The 17,225-nt window shown below is 33.0% G+C and carries 18 protein-coding genes and 1 tRNA gene; 8 read left to right on the forward strand and 11 right to left on the reverse strand.

Features of this window, described 5'->3' with window-relative positions; all coding sequences use genetic code 11:
• Positions 1-5 precede the first annotated feature (5 nt).
• Together rpoN and L3X39_RS01575 are read left to right on the forward strand one after the other, a co-directional pair.
• On the forward strand, positions 6-1,466 hold the full coding sequence (gene rpoN / locus L3X39_RS01570; protein WP_237229670.1) for an RNA polymerase factor sigma-54: 1,461 nt from the start codon (positions 6-8) through the stop codon (positions 1,464-1,466).
• Positions 1,466-2,071, forward strand: a complete 606-nt coding sequence (locus tag L3X39_RS01575) for a hypothetical protein (protein ID WP_237229671.1) — start codon at positions 1,466-1,468, stop codon at positions 2,069-2,071. The genes rpoN and L3X39_RS01575 overlap by 1 nt, the downstream gene beginning before the upstream one ends.
• On the opposite strand, the gene L3X39_RS01580 is transcribed toward L3X39_RS01575, so the two are convergent.
• The 8 genes from L3X39_RS01580 to L3X39_RS01615 all read right to left on the reverse strand — a co-directional run bounded on the left by L3X39_RS01580 (position 2,066) and on the right by L3X39_RS01615 (position 7,257).
• On the reverse strand, positions 2,066-2,755 hold the full coding sequence (locus tag L3X39_RS01580; RefSeq protein ID WP_237229672.1) for a porin family protein: 690 nt from the start codon (positions 2,753-2,755) through the stop codon (positions 2,066-2,068). The two genes, L3X39_RS01575 and L3X39_RS01580, sit on opposite strands and share 6 nt — an antisense overlap.
• Positions 2,756-2,885: 130 nt before the next feature.
• On the reverse strand, positions 2,886-3,362 hold the full coding sequence (locus tag L3X39_RS01585; protein ID WP_237229673.1) for an ExbD/TolR family protein: 477 nt from the start codon (positions 3,360-3,362) through the stop codon (positions 2,886-2,888).
• A gap of 23 nt (positions 3,363-3,385) precedes the next feature.
• On the reverse strand, positions 3,386-3,973 hold the full coding sequence (locus L3X39_RS01590) for an ExbD/TolR family protein (RefSeq protein WP_237229674.1): 588 nt from the start codon (positions 3,971-3,973) through the stop codon (positions 3,386-3,388).
• A 3-nt stretch (positions 3,974-3,976) separates the two neighbouring features.
• Positions 3,977-4,423, reverse strand: a complete 447-nt coding sequence (locus tag L3X39_RS01595; RefSeq protein ID WP_237229675.1) for a hypothetical protein — start codon at positions 4,421-4,423, stop codon at positions 3,977-3,979.
• Positions 4,424-4,446: 23 nt separating this feature from the next.
• A complete protein-coding gene (locus L3X39_RS01600) occupies positions 4,447-5,217 on the reverse strand; it encodes a MotA/TolQ/ExbB proton channel family protein (RefSeq protein WP_237229676.1) in 771 nt (256 codons plus the stop codon).
• Positions 5,218-5,290: 73 nt separating this feature from the next.
• Positions 5,291-5,378: transfer RNA gene (locus L3X39_RS01605), tRNA-Ser, on the reverse strand.
• A gap of 76 nt (positions 5,379-5,454) precedes the next feature.
• On the reverse strand, positions 5,455-6,486 hold the full coding sequence (locus L3X39_RS01610; protein WP_237229677.1) for an asparaginase: 1,032 nt from the start codon (positions 6,484-6,486) through the stop codon (positions 5,455-5,457).
• Positions 6,487-6,489: 3 nt separating this feature from the next.
• Positions 6,490-7,257 (reverse strand): TatD family hydrolase, encoded by a 768-nt coding sequence (locus tag L3X39_RS01615; RefSeq protein ID WP_237229678.1) that lies wholly within the window; start codon positions 7,255-7,257, stop codon positions 6,490-6,492.
• Positions 7,258-7,308: 51 nt separating this feature from the next.
• Between L3X39_RS01615 and L3X39_RS01620 the strand changes: the two genes are divergently transcribed.
• Together L3X39_RS01620 and L3X39_RS01625 are read left to right on the forward strand one after the other, a co-directional pair.
• Positions 7,309-7,749, forward strand: a complete 441-nt coding sequence (locus tag L3X39_RS01620; RefSeq protein ID WP_237229679.1) for a retropepsin-like aspartic protease family protein — start codon at positions 7,309-7,311, stop codon at positions 7,747-7,749.
• Positions 7,750-7,802: 53 nt separating this feature from the next.
• On the forward strand, positions 7,803-8,435 hold the full coding sequence (locus L3X39_RS01625) for a response regulator (RefSeq protein WP_237229680.1): 633 nt from the start codon (positions 7,803-7,805) through the stop codon (positions 8,433-8,435).
• A 477-nt stretch (positions 8,436-8,912) separates the two neighbouring features.
• Here the strand turns inward: L3X39_RS01625 and odhB are convergent, their stop codons facing one another.
• Both odhB and L3X39_RS01635 read right to left on the reverse strand, forming a co-directional pair.
• A complete protein-coding gene (gene odhB, locus L3X39_RS01630) occupies positions 8,913-10,124 on the reverse strand; it encodes a 2-oxoglutarate dehydrogenase complex dihydrolipoyllysine-residue succinyltransferase (protein ID WP_237229681.1) in 1,212 nt (403 codons plus the stop codon).
• 36 nt (positions 10,125-10,160) lie between these two features.
• Positions 10,161-12,902: a 2-oxoglutarate dehydrogenase E1 component gene (locus L3X39_RS01635; protein WP_237229682.1), complete on the reverse strand. Its 2,742-nt coding sequence runs from the start codon at positions 12,900-12,902 to the stop codon at positions 10,161-10,163.
• Positions 12,903-13,057: 155 nt separating this feature from the next.
• Here L3X39_RS01635 and L3X39_RS01640 point away from each other — a divergent pair, with 155 nt between their 5' ends.
• Positions 13,058-13,588, forward strand: a complete 531-nt coding sequence (locus L3X39_RS01640; RefSeq protein WP_237229683.1) for an alpha-ketoglutarate decarboxylase — start codon at positions 13,058-13,060, stop codon at positions 13,586-13,588.
• On the opposite strand, the gene L3X39_RS01645 is transcribed toward L3X39_RS01640, so the two are convergent.
• Positions 13,585-14,133, reverse strand: coding sequence for an RrF2 family transcriptional regulator (locus L3X39_RS01645; protein WP_237229684.1), 549 nt, complete (start codon positions 14,131-14,133; stop codon positions 13,585-13,587). The two genes, L3X39_RS01640 and L3X39_RS01645, sit on opposite strands and share 4 nt — an antisense overlap.
• Between L3X39_RS01645 and L3X39_RS01650 the strand changes: the two genes are divergently transcribed.
• From L3X39_RS01650 to nosZ, 3 genes are read left to right on the forward strand one after another with little or no spacing between them, the layout of a single operon-like run.
• On the forward strand, positions 14,132-14,629 hold the full coding sequence (locus L3X39_RS01650) for a c-type cytochrome (protein WP_237229685.1): 498 nt from the start codon (positions 14,132-14,134) through the stop codon (positions 14,627-14,629). The genes L3X39_RS01645 and L3X39_RS01650 overlap by 2 nt on opposite strands.
• Positions 14,630-14,638: 9 nt before the next feature.
• Complete coding sequence (locus tag L3X39_RS01655) at positions 14,639-15,217, forward strand: fasciclin domain-containing protein (RefSeq protein WP_237229686.1); 579 nt, start codon at positions 14,639-14,641, stop codon at positions 15,215-15,217.
• A 27-nt stretch (positions 15,218-15,244) separates the two neighbouring features.
• On the forward strand, positions 15,245-17,215 hold the full coding sequence (nosZ, locus tag L3X39_RS01660) for a Sec-dependent nitrous-oxide reductase (RefSeq protein WP_237229687.1): 1,971 nt from the start codon (positions 15,245-15,247) through the stop codon (positions 17,213-17,215).
• The last annotated feature ends 10 nt before the right edge of the window (positions 17,216-17,225 follow it).

Consider the following 17,225-nt stretch of genomic DNA (forward strand, 5'->3'; position numbering starts at 1 on the left):
CAAACATGCTTAAACAACATTTACAATTTAAATTATCGCAAAAACTGTCGCCGCAGCAAATTCAATTAATGAAATTGATACAGTTGCCTACACAAGCTTTTGAACAACGTTTAAAGCAAGAATTAGAGGAAAACCCAGCTCTTGAAGGTGGTAAAGAAGAAATCGAAAGCGATTATGATTCCGATTTAGATAATTCTTCCGATGATTTTAATGATACCGAAACTATTGGAAATGATGATATAAATGTTGATGAGTATTTAAGTGATGATGAAATACCCGATTATCGAACACAAGCCAACAATTATAGTAGCGATGATGACGAAAAAACAATGCCTTATGCCGCAGGCACATCGTTTACTCAACATTTAATAAATCAATTAAATACTTACAGACTAACTGATGAAGAACGTGATATTGCTGAATTTTTAGTCGGTAGTGTTGATGAAAGTGGTTACATTAGAAGAGATTTGAGTGATATTATGGACGATTTAGCCTTTACTCAAAATGTTTATACTAATGAAGAGAACATCAAGAAAGTTTTAAAAATTGTACATCAATTGGATCCTGCTGGCGTTGGTGCTAGAAATTTACAGGAATGTTTAAGCATTCAATTACATAGAAAGGAAAAAACACCCGATACGGAGTTGGCCATCAATATAATAGACGATGCTTTTGAGCAGTTTACAAAAAAACACTACAAGAAGTTACTTCAAAAATTTGATATTACTGAAATTCAGCTAAAAGGCGCTATTAGAGAAATAGAGCATTTAAACCCAAAACCAGGTGGTTCTTATGCTGGAAACAATAGAATGGTTGAGCACGTAGTTCCTGATTTTGCTATTAAAATAGTTGATGGCGAATTAGAGTTAACACTTAATGGAAGAAACGCTCCAGAGCTTCATGTATCCAGAGAGTATAATAATATGCTTAAAGGTTATAAAGAGTCCAAAGATAAATCTAAATCGCAAAAAGATGCTGTAGTTTTTATCAAACAAAAGCTTGATGCAGCAAAATGGTTTATTGAGGCTATAAAACAGCGGCAGCAAACTCTATTTGTTACTATGAGTGCTATTATGCATTACCAAAAAGAATATTTTTTAACAGGTGATGAGCGCAATTTAAAACCAATGATTTTAAAAGATATTGCTGATGAAATAAACATGGATGTTTCAACCGTATCGCGCGTCGCAAATAGTAAATATGTTGACACTCCTTATGGCACTAAATTGATTAAGGAATTCTTTTCTGAATCCATGAAAAACGACCAAGGTGAAGATGTATCTACCAGAGAAATCAAGAAAATTTTAGAAACTGTTATTGAAGAAGAAAATAAAAAGAAGCCATTAACTGATGAAACTCTCGCTTCTATTTTAAAAGAAAAAGGATACCCTATTGCAAGACGTACTGTTGCAAAATACAGAGAACAATTAGATATCCCAGTAGCTCGTTTACGCAAAAAAATATAATGGATAAGCTATTAAAAAGTATCTCGTATATTTTTCATCCTTTAATAATGCCTATACTTGGTGTTATATTTTATTTTGCAAAATCTCCTCGCTTTATTCCAGAAGAGGTTATACACGCCAAATTAATATCGCTATTCATACTAACTATTATTTTACCCCTATTACTTTTTTTTCTTTTAAAAACACTAGGAAAGGTAAAAACAATAAAGCTCGAAACTACTAAAGAGCGTATTTATCCTTTATTTTTAAATTGTATAATTATTGTATTGGTGTTAAAACGGATTGTCACACCATCACAGGTTTTAGAACTTTATTATTTCTTTTTAGGGATTTTAATTTCTAACTTAACATGTTTACTACTTGTCATTCTAAAGATAAAAGCTAGTATTCATTTGATGGCTTTATCAGGTATATTAATGTTCTTTATAGCCTTAAGTATTCATTTCAGTATTAATATTAATGGAACGCTTGCTCTAATGAGTATTATAATTGGTGCTGTTGCAACTTCAAGATTACATTTAAAAGCCCATAATTATATGGAACTTATTATTGGGTTTTTTATTGGGTTAGTTCCTCAGTTGATTTTAGTTAACTATTGGTTATAGAATGTAAAACATAAGACCTATTTTAACAGCATTTACATCTATATTATTACCGTTTAATTTTGCGTTGTTTGATAGAATTGGATTTAAAGCGTAATACACGTAAAGATTCCAAGTATTATAACCAATACTTAATGTTAAACCATATTGAAATTCATTAAAATCTTGGTTGTTGCTATATTTAATCGAACCCAATTCTCCCCTGTATTTAGATGTATTAGCAAAAGCATATCCAAATTTAAATCCAGTATAAATGCGCCAAAAATTATAATTGGTTGGAGTTGATGTACGCCATCTAAACTCGAATGGGATTTCAATTAAATGATTAGAAAATTTATTTTTAGTAAAACTACTATTATCTAAAATCTCATAAGTATAATTACCATTACTATCCTTATTAATCAACAAATTTTGATTAAAAGAGTTGGCTGAATATCCAAGCCCTATACCAATAGCAACATTCCTTTGTTCATTTATTGGCATATCTTTTATAAATCCTAAATGAAACCCTAATGAAAACCCACTTTGGGATAAATCATTAGATTGCTTCCCAAGCAAATTATAAGTAACTCCTGCATAAAACTGATCTTCTTTATAAAGCGAATCCACCTCTTTAACAACACTATCTTGTGCATAACACCAAAATATGTTCAATAAAAAAAGCAATAAAAAAGTTAATCGATTCATTTAAAATAGCTCTTACAATTGTAATTATTATATAACCTTACAATTATAATTAAAATTGTAGTGTTTTAAAAAATTAAAAGGCGTTTTGATAATTCAAAACGCCTTTTGTATAAAATTAAGAATGTTAAAATTAATTTCTTCCAAACACACTACCTTTTTTAGTAGTGTAATTTATTTTTAGTGCATTAACTTTACGCAGTTCTTGTTTAATATCTCCTATTAATCCCATATTAGCTTCGCTATCTACTTTTAAAGCTGTGGTTAAAAATGGTATTAATTCCTCTCGTTTCGAAGCACGCTCAGATGCGATAAAAGCTGCAATATCATTAACATCTGCAAATTTATCGTTTAACTGAATTCTAGCTTCATTTCCATATTGCTTATAATTGGCACTTGGTTTACCTGCATATATATACATTACCAAATCCTTCTTATCCAGTTTTTCAACTTGGTCTGCGAAAGGTAAATTATTCTCTATCATTAATGTATTTTGCCTCATTACTGTGGCAACCATAAAAAAGAATAATAACATAAAAACAATATCTGGCAAAGAAGCTGTATTTACAGCTGGCATATCTCCTGATTTTTTCTTTTTAAATTTAGACATATTTGTAAATGTTAAATTTTAAATTATTGTACTTCTGAAAGTTTTTGAGGATATTCAATTTTTATTTGTTCTATCTGCTCTTTCAACTTTTCTTTATTTCCTGGCCAGTTAACATCTTTATAGTTCGCTTCCATTTCAGCGAAAGACTTCCCGTATAATGCTTGCGCTCTATTTTCTCTTAACTGATTATATGCTGCCACCAATTCGTTTTGTACAGCTATATAAGTCTTATAAGTAGTTTCACGTTCGTTCTTTAACGAAATAATGGCTTTATCTGGATTATCCGATGATGAAGGATCTTTTTTCCCTTTGCAATAATCACATGTTCCGTCTCCGCCATTATCTAAAAACTCAACGGCTGCTTTTCTTAAATTTTTAAGCTCCATTAACTCATCTTCAACAAGCAGTTGGTCTCTACCATTTAACAAAACGGTAAAAATATTCTTTTGCTTGATGATAACATCTTCTTCTGATTCTTCCATAGGAGGAAGTTTTCTATTAATACCAGAATCAGTTTCTATAGTTGTGGTTACTAAGAAAAAAATTAATAGTAAGAAAGCAATGTCGGCCATGGAGCCTGCATTTACTTCTGGTGCTGCTCTTTTTGCCATAATTTATTTATTAAATATTTTTTTTGCGCCACCATACAGCATAGACCCAATGGCTAAAATACCAAGGATATAAAATGCGTATAATCCTGCTCCAACATTTTTAGATATACCTTCAGTAATTCCTAATCCTTTATCATTAAAAGGTTTTAAATCTAAATCTGATCCAGAAGACATAACATAAGATATAACAACAATGGCTAAAAAGGCACCAACGGTCATCAAAGTTTTCTTTATGTTTCCAGAAAACAATCCTTTTAAAACAAATAATAAAACAACTGCTAAGGTTACAAATAAAACCGCGTATGCTATAAACATAAACGTGTTTACAGCACCACTAGCCTCTCCAGCTTCAATAGCTTCGTCTCCAGTGCTTATTATCATAAATAAGAATATTGCAGATATTACACCTACTATTCCTAATATGATAGTTAATATTTTTTGTGAATTCATAATTCCTTTATTTAATTATTTTATTACTTTTTGTTTCTAATTAATAGATCCATTAACGTGATAGAAGCATCTTCCATATCGTTAACAATACTATCAATTTTAGCAATAATATAATTGTAGAAAATTTGAAGTATGATAGCAACTACAAGACCAAATACAGTTGTTAAAAGTGCTACTTTAATACCTCCAGCAACAAGCGATGGTTGCATATCTCCAGCAGCTTCAATTTTATCGAAAGCTTGAATCATACCTATTACCGTACCCATGAAACCAAGCATTGGTGCCAGAGCGATAAATAATGATACCCAAGATACGTTTTTCTCTAATTGCCCCATTTGAACACCTCCGTAAGCTACTACTGCTTTTTCTGCCGCTTCTAGCCCCTCATCTGTTCTATCTAAGCCTTGGTAATAAATAGATGCGATAGGACCTTTTGTATTTCTACAAACTTCTTTCGCAGCTTCAACTCCTCCAGATGCTAAGGCATCTTCAACATCTTGAGTTAATTTCTTTGTGTTTGTAGTTGAAAGGTTTAAAAAGATAATTCTTTCTATTGCAATTGCTAATCCTAAAATTAAACATAACAAAACAATACCCATAAAACCTGGGCCCCCTTCAATAAAACGCTTTTTTAATTCTTGATGAAATCCAAGTTCTTCAGCAGGTGCTGCATCATCTTGTGTAATACTTGCTACTGTTGTTACAGCTGTACTAGTGTTTGCAATGGTTGTTGCATTAGCAGTTCCGAATGCCATCATTCCTGTTATGGCAAGGATAGAAAATAATCTTTTCATGTTCTAGTTCTTAATTTTATTAGTTAAAGTGTTAAAGATATAAAAAAAAAGCAATTAAAAATAAAAATATCAGCAGAGAGGAAGGGATTCGAACCCTCGATACCCTTTTGAGGTATACACACTTTCCAGGCGTGCGCCTTCGACCACTCGGCCACCTCTCTGTATTTTTAGTTACTTTTAAAATAGTTTGTCAAATAACAAAAAAAACTTCGAACCCTAAAATTTTAACCGTTAATTTTAAGAGATTTCTCCTCTCAATGGGTTTTCAAAATTGGTTTTGAAGGCTTTAGGAGATATATTCTTCCCTAATAAATACATAAGTTTACCCACAGCAGCCTCGGTAGTAATATCTTTACCCGATATAACGCCTATTTTTTTTAACTCACTGCTTGTTTCGTAGTGTCCCATCATAACACTGCCACCAGAACACTGAGTTATATTTATAATATGTAATCCTTTAGATATTTTTTCCTTCAACATATTAATAAACCATTTCTCAGTAGTGCAATTACCCGCTCCATAAGTCTCCAAAATAACAGCTTTTAAATTAGGGACGTTAAAAACAGCATCAAAAACAGCTTTTGTAATTCCAGGAAATAATTTAATAAGAGCTATATTTTCATCTAGTGCTTTATGCACTACTAAACTCTTTTTAAGATTTGGCTTAAATAAATGTTCATCGTTAATTTTTAAATGCACACCAGATTCTGCTAAATCTGGATAATTTAATGAAGCAAATGCCTGAAAATGTTCTGCATTAATTTTAGTCGTTCTGTTTCCTCTATATAATTTGTATTCAAAATACAAACATACTTCTTTGATAACCGGCTTACCTTTTACTTGTAAAGAAGCCACTTGAATAGATGTAATTAAATTTTCTTTAGCATCGGTTCTTAAATCTCCAATGGGCAACTGAGAGCCTGTAAATACTACTGGCTTCGCTAAATTTTCTAACATAAAACTTAAAGCAGAAGCTGTATAGCTCATAGTATCGCTACCGTGTAACACCACAAACCCATCAAATTTATTATAGTTTGTTTCAATTATTTCAGCTATTTGAATCCAGTATTTCGGATTCATATTACTAGAATCTATGGGTCTTTTAAAAGAAACAGTATCGATATTACAATCAAGAAGTTGTAGTTCAGGTATTTTATCTAAAAGTGTTTTAAAATCGAAAGCCTTTAAAACCCCTGTTTTAAAATCTTTTATCATACCAATGGTTCCACCAGTATATATAAGTAATATGTTTGGTTTAGATTTGTTCATGATTTATATTTTAAAAACCGCTTTAGAATTTTCAGTTGTTATTTCTGCAATAGTTTCCATTGGAAGATTATAAATTCCCGATAATTTTTCGAGGACTTCTAATATGTATACACTTTCGTTTCGTTTGCCCCTGTAAGGCACAGGTGCTAAGTAAGGTGAATCGGTTTCTAAAACTATGTGTTTTAAATCTATTTGGTTTAAAAACTGATCAATTTTTCCATTCTTAAAGGTAACAACACCACCAATACCCAATTTCATATTATACGAAATCGCTCTATGAGCTTGTTCAAAATCACCAGTAAAACAATGAAAAATACCAAATAAACCATCGCCCTTTTCTTCTTCTAAAACTTCAAATATTTCATCAAAAGCGTCTCTACAATGAATCACAATTGGCAACTTATATTTTTTGGCTAATTGAATTTGATGTTTAAAAGCAATTTTTTGAATACCTAACGTGGTTTTATCCCAATACAAATCAATTCCTGTTTCACCTATAGCATAAAACTTTCTAGACGTCAGCAAATCCTCTACATGCTTTAACTCCTCTTTATAATTATCTTTTACATGTGTTGGGTGCAACCCTGTCATTAAAAAAATATTCTTTGGGTAGTCTTTTTCTAATTGTAGCATTGCTTCAGTATAGGTAGAATCAATTGCTGGAATAAAAAATCTTGAAACGCCATTATCTATAGCCCTGTCAATCATGCTGTTTCTATCTTCATCAAAAGCTTCGCTATATAAATGTGTGTGGGTGTCAGTAATAATCATTTTGTAAAAATAATTGTTTTTACATGATTATATTTGTTTAAAATTAATTTGATGGAGTCGTTACAACAATTTCTTCTTGAAAAAGGATACTCAAAAGTAAAATTACACCTTACTAAAACAAATCATTTTGAAATTAAGGCTTCAATAAATGGGAAAAAAGGATTGTTTATTTTAGATACTGGTGCTTCAAGCTCTTGTGTTGGTTTTGAGGCTATTGAAACTTTTAAACTAAACGCTGAAGACTCATTAATTAAAGCTGCGGGTGCGGGTGCTATTGATATGGACACTAAAATGTCTAAAAAAAATAAAATAAAAATTGGCAAATGGTCTAACAATAAAGTTGTGCTTGTTTTGTTTAACCTAACCCATGTAAATACTGCACTTATAAATCACAACTCACAACCTGTTGATGGTATTATTGGTGCTGATATTTTAAAAAAAGGCAAAGCAGTAATAGATTATGAAAAGAAATATCTATATTTAAAACTGTAAAAATTTAGCAATTTTACTTTAGAATTAATCACATTTTAGCTCCCTAAAAATTAATGAACACATCTATAGTCATTGCAGATGACCATCCGTTAATGTTACGCGGTCTTACCGATTTTTTAACCTCAAAAGGGTTTAATATTGTTGGGAGTGCGACAGATGGAAATAGTGCCTATAACCTCATTGTAAAACTAAAACCTCAAATCGCTATTTTAGATATAAGAATGCCTCATAAAACGGGGTTAGAAATTGCTGAAGCATGCAAGAAAAACGACTTACCTACAAAAATTATTCTTATCACTTTTGATAAAGAAGAGGAAGTTTTCGATCAAGCAAAGGCTTTTAACGTTTATGGTTATATATTAAAAGAATTTGCTATTGAAGAAATTGAAACCTGTATTGAAAGCGTTGTAAATGGGGTTCCTTATTTTAGTGAAGAAATTGCCTCATATTTGGAAGCCAGTGATGAAGAGAATAAACCTGATGAATTAAATTTATTGACTAAGTCTGAATTAAAAATAGTAAAGCTTATATCAGAAAATAAAACCAGTCAAGATGTCGCCGATGAGCTGTCTATTTCGGTTAGAACTGTTGATAAACATCGAAGCAATATTGTTTCCAAATTAGGTTTAGATAATAAACCTACTTCTCTTTCTATTTGGGCAAGTTTAAATAAAAGACATTTGTAAAAATACGTAGAAGTGCGTATTTTTTATATCACTCTTATACACTACATTTACAGTGCTATTAATTAGTTCTTAGGGAGAATTATAGAAAGCTCCAAATTGTAATGATTTGGGGCTTTCGCCTTTTTATAAATACCCTATTTTAATAAAAATACGTAGAAGTGCGTATTTTTTATTTCTTCATTTGGTTGTATCTTTACTAAGCTATTAATCAACTTTTATTGAGAGGAATTTAATGGAACTCTGTGTGTAATAGCACAGAGTTTTTAATCTCTCATATTTAACGCCATAATTTTAAAACTATGGAAAAAAATTATCAGACACTTACCAAATTCTGTTTTATAGGGTTAGCAATTTTAGTTGTTTCAATCATCTTAATAAATATTTTATTATTATTTAGTTAGTTTTTAATTTTTCCAACGAAAAAAGGTGTTGCAAAAAAAATGCAACACCTTTTTTTATGAATACAAGTGTATTAAATTATAGCTCTAAAGCTTTTTTAACATCATTGTTCATTAACAATTCTACAGGGTTTTCTAGTGCTTCTTTTACTGCAACTAAAAAGCCAACACTTTCTTTTCCATCGATAATTCTATGGTCATACGATAAGGCAACATACATTATTGGTCTTATTTCAACTTTACCATCAACAGCAACAGGTCGTTCTACAATATTATGCATTCCTAAAATACCACTTTGCGGTGGATTGATTATTGGAGTAGACAACATACTACCGAACACACCACCGTTTGAAATAGTAAATGTCCCACCTGTCATTTCATCAACAGTTATTTGGCCATCTCGTGCACGAATAGCTAATCGTTTTACTTCGGCTTCAACACCTCTAAAACTCAAATTTTCAGCATTTCGCATTACAGGAACCATGAGCCCTTTTGGACCAGAAACCGCAATACTAATATCACAAAAATCATAAGAAACCATTTCTTGTCCATCAATCATAGAGTTAACTGCTGGATACATTTTTAACGCCCTTACAACTGCCAATGTAAAGAAACTCATAAACCCTAAACCAACTCCATGCTTTGTTTTAAACGTCTCTTTATATTCGTTTCTCAACGCAAAAATAGGAGACATATCCACTTCATTAAAAGTGGTTAACATTGCCGTTGTATTTTTAGCTTCAACTAAGCGCTCTGCTACTTTACGACGAAGCATTGACATTCTACTTCGCGAAGTTCCTCGATTTCCACCAGTTGGCGTTCCCATAGATGGTACTGCATTTACAGCATCTTCTTTGGTAACTCTACCGTCCTTACCCGATCCTGAAACAGTAGCAGCATCCATACCCTTTTCTGCCAAAATTTTCTTAGCAGCAGGACTTGCTGTTCCTGTTGCATAGGTTTTTGTCTCAGAAGTTGTTGGTTTTGGTGTCTCAACTTTAGGAGCTTCTTCTTTTTTCTCACTTTTAGGAGCGCTACTCCCTTCTGGTTTTTCTGCACTTGTATCGATTAAGCAAACAACTGCTCCAACAGCTACGGCGTCGCCTTCTTCAGCTTTCAGGGTAATTGTTCCACTTGCTTCTGCAGGTAATTCAAGTGTTGCTTTATCACTATCTACTTCTGCAATAGCTTGATCTTTTTCAACATAATCCCCATCTTCAACTAACCACGTAGCAATTTCAACCTCTGTTATAGACTCACCTGGTGAAGGCACTTTCATTTCTAAAATCATTCTTTATAATTTTAATGGTATCTTATTTTTTTAAATCTACTCTTTATCAAAAACTGCGTTTATTACACGCTGTTGTCTTCTCTTATCTCTTGTGCTAGACCCCGGTGCTGGTACCGAACTATATGGTCTTGAGCAAACTTCCAGTTTAACTAAATCCATACGTTGAGCCATAAAACTCCACGCTCCCATATTTTTAGGTTCTTCTTGCGCCCAAATATAGTTTTCAACATTCGGATATAAGTTGATGGCTTCTTGAATTTTTTCCAAATGAAGTGGAAACAACTGCTCAATTCTAATTAAAGCAACATCTTGCCTGTTTAATTCCTCTCTTGCTTCTAATAAATCATAATAAAACTTACCCGTACAAAAAACTAATTTCTTAACAGCGTTTGGACTTATTGTATCATTAATTACTTCTTGAAAATGCCCTGATGCTAATTCATTAATAGATGACACCGCCTTTGGATGACGAAGCAAGCTTTTCGGAGTAAATACAATCAGTGGTTTTCTATAGTCACGTTTCATTTGACGGCGTAACAGGTGAAAGAAATTTGCTGGTGTTGTACAATCAGCTACAATCATATTATCTTCTCCACACAGTTGTAAATAACGCTCGATTCTCGCCGATGAATGTTCTGAACCTTGACCCTCGTAACCATGAGGCAATAACACTACAATACCATTTTGAGATTTCCACTTATCTTCTGCAGCCGATAAATACTGGTCGAAAATAATTTGGGCTCCATTGCTAAAATCACCAAATTGCGCTTCCCAAATAGTTAAGGTATTAGGGTTAGCCATAGCATAACCATAATCAAACCCAAGTACGCCATATTCAGACAAAAAGGAATTATAAATATCCATTTTACCTTTGTTCTCTGGGTTCGTGTTTAATAAGTTTATACGTTCTTCTGAGACCTCATCTCGTAAAATAGCATGACGATGGCTAAATGTTCCACGCTCCACATCCTGACCTGAAATACGTATATTATACCCTTCTTCCATTAAACTACCATAAGCCAAAGTTTCAGCCATACCCCAATCTAATGTATCAGATTCGAAAACCATTTTTGAACGGCCTTCTAAAATACGTTCGGCTTTACGCAAAAATTTTACGCCATCAGGAACCGTAGAAACTATTTTTGAGATATTTTCTAACTTATTTTTAGGATACTTGGTATCTTCAGATACGAGCATAGCATCAATACCTTTACGTTCAAATCCTTGCCAACGCTCTTGCATAAACTCTCGTACTTTTGAGGAGACTGCTTCCTTAGCTTTATTATATTCAGCTTCTAGCGTATCTTTAAAATTTGAAACAATATTATCTACGTACCCTTTGTCAACTGTATTTTCCGCAATTAACTTGTCTGAATATATCTTAAAAGGGTTTGGATGTTTTGCAATATTCTTATAAAGCTTAGGTTGCGTAAAACGCGGTTCGTCACCTTCATTATGTCCATACTTCCTGTAGCCTAATAAATCAATATAAACATCCTTTTTATATCGCATTCTATATTCTAATGCAAGTTCTACGGCATGTACAACGGCTTCAGCATCATCGGCATTTACATGTAATACAGGCGATAAAGTTACCTTGGCTACATCAGTACAATAGGTACTTGAACGGGCATCTAAATAATTGGTTGTAAACCCTATTTGGTTATTTACAACAATATGAATAGTTCCTCCTGTTTTGTAACCGTTTAACTGACTCATTTGAGCTACTTCGTAAACTACGCCTTGTCCTGCAATTGCTGCATCACCATGCACTATAATAGGAATGATTTTAGAATTATCCCCATCATAATCACTATCAATTTTAGCACGTGTTATACCTTCCGCAACAGGGGCAACAGTTTCTAGATGTGATGGATTTGGCACCAAATTCATCTTAATGTTTTTACCGTTTTGATATGTTTTATCTAGGGTTAAACCTAAATGGTATTTTACATCTCCATCAATATTTTCGTCTTCAAAATCTTTACCTTCAAACTCGCTAAAAAGTTCGTGCAGGGGTTTTCTAAAAATATTTACCAGTGTACTTAAACGCCCCCTATGAGCCATTCCTAATACACATTCTTTTACGCCGTATTTTTCAACCGCATAAAACAATACATTACTAACAGCAGGAATAAGCGACTCTCCTCCTTCTAACGAAAAACGTTTTTGTCCAACATATTTAGTTTGTAAAAAGTTTTCGAATGTTACAGCTTGGTTTAATTTTGAAAGAATGTATTTTTTTGTTTCAACCGAAAAATTAGGTTGATTATCATTTCTGTTTAGCTGATCTTGCCACCATTTAATAACCTCAGGATTACGCAAATACATATACTCTACCCCGATGGAGCTACAATATATTCTTTCAAGATGTGCAACAATTTCTCGCAATGTTTGCGCTCCTATCCCTAAAATTTCACCAGCGTTAAAAACGGTATCTAAATCATTATCAGAAAGGTCGAAATTACTTAAATCTAATGTCGGCGAGTAGGTTCTTCTATCTCTTACTGGGTTTGTTTTTGTGAATAAATGCCCTCGCATTCGGTAACCGTCAATAAGCCTTACAACATGAAATTCTTTTTGAACATGTTCTGGTATTTGGGTTGAAACACCTTCAATAATTTCGCCATTTAACCCAAAATTCTCACTACCAAAATCGTAGCCTTGGAAAAAGGCTCTCCAACTTGGTTCTACAGAATCTGGATTTTGTAAATATTGATCGTATAAATCAGCAAAATAAGCTGTGTGAGCTGCATTTAAAAATGAAAATTTATCCATTGTTTTTATTAATCCCGTTTGGGTTGGTCAAAATATTTATCAAAAATACAACTTTTACCAAAATAAGATGTTTCTTTAAGTATATTTATAATCAGTTAAAGTTCGTTTAATAAAAAAATTAATTATTCCTTAAATTTTTATGAATATCTTAAAGTATGAAGTTGTTTATTTCGATTTACGAAAAGGTTATAGTTGTTTTAATTCTAACATTATTTTGTGCTCAATTAACTTTTTCACAAGAAGTTAAAAGTGATTTTTGGAGCCACGTAAGATTTGGCGGCGGTATTGGATTAAGCTTTGGTGATGGTTTTTTTAGTGCTACTATTGCTCCAAGTGCTATATACGAATTCAACCAGTTCTTTGCATTTGGTTTTGGACTTAACGCCACTATAGCCAACCAAAAGCAGGTTTATAAATCCACTATTTTGGGCGGTAGTTTAATTGGTTTGTTCAATGCGATTCCAGAATTACAACTTTCGACGGAGTTTGAAGAGCAAAATGTTAGCAGAAAATATGATGCTAATTTAAATATTCCTGATGACAACTATTGGTCACCCGCATTATTTTTGGGTGCTGGTTACAGAAACGGTAATGTTACTTTAGGTATACGATATGATGTATTATACGACCGAGAAAGGAGCATTTATTCAGACCCTTGGGCACCTTTTGTTAGGTTTTATTTTTAAAGTGGAAGAAAAGAGTTGCCTAAAGTAACTTCATATGCTAAATCTTTAATACGTTTATTTTTTAAGTTTTTTAAAATCTTGTTTCTAGATTCACTTAATATATTATGCAAAGGACAGGGCTTTTCTTCATTACATTTTTTTAAACTTAACATACAGGCATTTAACTTTTTTTCTCCATCAATAACCCTTACTACATCCAGTACCGTTCTATTCAAGTTTTCTTCATTTAAATAAAACCCCCCTTTTGGTCCTCTTACTGAAGAAATCATATTTTTCTTAGCTAGTTCTTGAAGCAATTTAGCTATATAAGCCTTTGGAACATTTATAGGTATTGAAATATCCTTAACCATAATTTTTTTGTTTTCGGTTGAATTTATTGCTAAAAACAAAACAGATTTTATGGCATATTTTGAAGAGTTTGAAAACATCATGCTGTATAAAAATGAACACAAATATAAAAAAGATATTTTTATCTTAAATATGATTTTTATCATATTACTTCTCCATCCTACATCATAGTTTTGTCTTATAAAATAAATAGACATGAAGACAACGCTAAAATTAATCACCATTTTATTTGCCACGTTATTAATGAGTTGTGGTGGTAAAGAAGAAAAAAAGAAAGAAGGTTTTTCCTATGAAAAAAAGACAACTACAGAACAACCTGTAAAAAAAGTTGAAATTATTCCTGCTTCAAAAAAAGTAGACCTAACCAATAAAGGTGTTGGTCCTATAACTTCAATATCACTATCCACCGACATTAATCAAGAAATAGCTACTCACGGAGCTGATGTATTTAAAAAAATGTGTACTGCTTGCCACAGACCCGATAAAAAATTTATTGGCCCTGCTCCTACTGGAATTTTAGAACGCAGAACTCCTGAATGGGTTATGAACATGATTCTCGATCCTGAGGGAATGGTGAAAAATGATCCTTTAGCAAAAGAACTTTTAATTGAATTTAACGGTTCACCTATGGCAAATCAAAATTTAACAGAAGAAGAAGCCAGAGCAGTATTAGAATATTTTAGAACCTTATAAAAATGTAATATGAAACCAATTAAACATCTATTTTTAGTTTTTGCACTCATAGCTTTTGTTTGCTCTTGTAAAAACGGAAACAATGAAGCCTCAACGATCTCTACAGCTGATCAAGCTGATGGAACTACAACAGAACGATCTGGTCAAGCCTTTATTGAAGATGATGAAGGGTTGCCAACGGTTTTGAGCATAGCAATAGGATCTCCAGACCATACTACTTTGGTCGCAGCTGTTCAAGCGGCACAATTGGAGAATGCCTTAGTAAACGCTGGACCTTTAATGGTTTTTGCACCTACAAACGAAGCTTTTGCAGCCTTACCAGAAGGAACAGTAGAAAACCTATTAAAGCCAGAAAATAAGGAGGCATTAGCTAATATCTTAAAATACCATGTAACACCTGGCAACTATTCAAAAGACTTTTTAAAGAAATTTAAAAAGCTTGGGCAAGCCAATAATGGTTATGTACAGGTTGAGGTTGTAGATGGTGAGCCACTTATTGATGGCGCCAAAATCCTAGCAAGTGTATCTGCTGGTAATGGTATCGTACATGTTATTGACAAGGTATTATTACCACCAACTGAAGAATAAAAAACACTAATCTAATATAATTTAACAATGAAGAATTTATTAAAATCAACACTTGCAATTGTAGCTGTTCTTGTAGCATTTACAAGTTGTAATAATGGAGCAAAATCAGGAAAAAATTCTGGTGCTCTGGCAAATAATGTTGCCGAAAAAGTATACGTAGCTCCAGGAGAGCATGACGAGTTTTATGCTTTTATATCTGGTGGATTTAGTGGACAATTATCTGTTTACGGATTACCATCAGGACGTTTGTTTAAAGTGATTCCAGTATTCTCTCAGGATGCTGAAAAAGCTTATGGCTACAATGAAGAAACAAAACCAATGTTAAATACTTCTCATGGTTTTGTGCCTTGGGACGACGCTCACCATCCAGATATTTCGCAAACAAAGGGAGTAATCGATGGTCGTTGGGTATTTATAAATGGTAACAATACACCTCGTATTGCAAAAATTGATTTATCAACTTTTGAAACTACAGAAATCATTGAGATTCCTAATAGTGCTGGTAACCACAGTTCATCTTTTGTGACTGAAAATACAGAGTATGTAGTTGCTGGAACACGTTTTTCAGTTCCAATACCACAAAAAGATATGCCAATCAATGAGTATAAAGGAAACTTTAAAGGGTCTTTAACATTCATTTCAGTTGACTCAGAGCATGGAAACATGGATATTAAATTCCAATTAATCATGCCAGGATTTGATTATGATTTATCACATCCAGGTCGTGGAAAATCTCATGGATGGTTCTTCTTCTCAACGTATAACACTGAAGAAGCAAGTACACTTATGGAAGTCAATGCGTCTCAAAATGACAAAGACTTTATTGCGGCTGTAAACTGGAAGAAAATTGAAGAGTATGTGAATAATGGTGGAGGAACAATGATGACTACTAATTATGCACATAATGTGTATGATGAGTCAACTCACATGGCAACGTCTACAATGAAAAAAGAAGTACTTACTGTGAATCCGCTGGATGTTCCTGGAGCTGTTTATTTAATGCCAACTCCAAAATCACCACATGGTTGTGATGTTGATCCAACAGGTGAATATATTGTAGGTAGTGGTAAGCTTTCTGCTAACTTAACAGTTCACTCATTTACAAAAATGTTAGCTGCTATTGAGAATGAAAGTTTTGCAGGTGATGCTTATGGTATTCCAATTATTGAATTTGAAGCTTCATTAGCTGGAGTTGTAGAACAACCAGGTTTAGGACCTTTACATACTGAGTTCGATGACAAAGGAAATGCATATACCACATTCTTTATTTCATCTGAAGTGGTTAAATGGAAAGTCGGAACTTGGGAAGTTTTAGACAGACAACCTTGTTATTATTCAGTTGGTCACTTAATGATTCCTGGAGGTAACTCACAAAAACCATTTGGTAAATACGTGGTAGCAATGAATAAGATCACAAAAGATCGTTATTTACCAACAGGTCCAGAGGTTACACAATCTGCACAGTTATATGATATTTCTGGTGATAAAATGGAATTACTGTTGGATTTTCCAACCATTGGTGAGCCACATTATGCTGCTGGATGTCCTGCAGATTTAATCAAACCTCGTTCTAAAAAGATATTTAACTTAGAAGACAACAAGCATCCTTACGCTGCAAAAAGTGAGGCAGATACAAAAGTTGTACGTGATGGTAAAACAGTTCATATTTACATGACAACCATTCGTAGTCACTTTGCTCCAGATAACATTGAAGGTATAAAAGTAGGAGATAAAGTGTACTTCCATGTCACTAACCTCGAGCAGGATTATGATGTCCCTCATGGTATTAGTATGATTGGTGCAAACACCTCTGAGCTACTTATCATGCCAGGGCAAACGGAGACCTTCCTTTGGGAACCAAAACAAGAAGGTGTTTGGCCATTCTATTGTACAGATTTCTGTTCTGCTTTGCACCAAGAAATGCAAGGATATGTTAGAGTATCTGCAGCGAACGCTAACACACCATTAAAGTGGTCACTAGGAGAAGATATAGAATAAAACAAACTTA

The organism is Flaviramulus multivorans (assembly GCF_021728415.1).
GTDB lineage: Bacteria > Bacteroidota > Bacteroidia > Flavobacteriales > Flavobacteriaceae > Sabulilitoribacter > Sabulilitoribacter multivorans.

What these genes read in the sequence shown, in the direction of transcription:
- rpoN (WP_237229670.1), top strand. Translation starts at nt 6, where the DNA reads ATGCTTAAACAACATTTACAATTTAAATTATCGCAAAAACTGTCGCCG.
- L3X39_RS01575 (WP_237229671.1), top strand. Translation starts at nt 1,466, where the DNA reads ATGGATAAGCTATTAAAAAGTATCTCGTATATTTTTCATCCTTTAATA.
- L3X39_RS01580 (WP_237229672.1), bottom strand. Translation starts at nt 2,755, where the DNA reads ATGAATCGATTAACTTTTTTATTGCTTTTTTTATTGAACATATTTTGG.
- L3X39_RS01585 (WP_237229673.1), bottom strand. Translation starts at nt 3,362, where the DNA reads ATGTCTAAATTTAAAAAGAAAAAATCAGGAGATATGCCAGCTGTAAAT.
- L3X39_RS01590 (WP_237229674.1), bottom strand. Translation starts at nt 3,973, where the DNA reads ATGGCAAAAAGAGCAGCACCAGAAGTAAATGCAGGCTCCATGGCCGAC.
- L3X39_RS01595 (WP_237229675.1), bottom strand. Translation starts at nt 4,423, where the DNA reads ATGAATTCACAAAAAATATTAACTATCATATTAGGAATAGTAGGTGTA.
- L3X39_RS01600 (WP_237229676.1), bottom strand. Translation starts at nt 5,217, where the DNA reads ATGAAAAGATTATTTTCTATCCTTGCCATAACAGGAATGATGGCATTC.
- L3X39_RS01610 (WP_237229677.1), bottom strand. Translation starts at nt 6,486, where the DNA reads ATGAACAAATCTAAACCAAACATATTACTTATATATACTGGTGGAACC.
- L3X39_RS01615 (WP_237229678.1), bottom strand. Translation starts at nt 7,257, where the DNA reads ATGATTATTACTGACACCCACACACATTTATATAGCGAAGCTTTTGAT.
- L3X39_RS01620 (WP_237229679.1), top strand. Translation starts at nt 7,309, where the DNA reads ATGGAGTCGTTACAACAATTTCTTCTTGAAAAAGGATACTCAAAAGTA.
- L3X39_RS01625 (WP_237229680.1), top strand. Translation starts at nt 7,803, where the DNA reads ATGAACACATCTATAGTCATTGCAGATGACCATCCGTTAATGTTACGC.
- odhB (WP_237229681.1), bottom strand. Translation starts at nt 10,124, where the DNA reads ATGATTTTAGAAATGAAAGTGCCTTCACCAGGTGAGTCTATAACAGAG.
- L3X39_RS01635 (WP_237229682.1), bottom strand. Translation starts at nt 12,902, where the DNA reads ATGGATAAATTTTCATTTTTAAATGCAGCTCACACAGCTTATTTTGCT.
- L3X39_RS01640 (WP_237229683.1), top strand. Translation starts at nt 13,058, where the DNA reads ATGAAGTTGTTTATTTCGATTTACGAAAAGGTTATAGTTGTTTTAATT.
- L3X39_RS01650 (WP_237229685.1), top strand. Translation starts at nt 14,132, where the DNA reads ATGAAGACAACGCTAAAATTAATCACCATTTTATTTGCCACGTTATTA.
- L3X39_RS01645 (WP_237229684.1), bottom strand. Translation starts at nt 14,133, where the DNA reads ATGTCTATTTATTTTATAAGACAAAACTATGATGTAGGATGGAGAAGT.
- L3X39_RS01655 (WP_237229686.1), top strand. Translation starts at nt 14,639, where the DNA reads ATGAAACCAATTAAACATCTATTTTTAGTTTTTGCACTCATAGCTTTT.
- nosZ (WP_237229687.1), top strand. Translation starts at nt 15,245, where the DNA reads ATGAAGAATTTATTAAAATCAACACTTGCAATTGTAGCTGTTCTTGTA.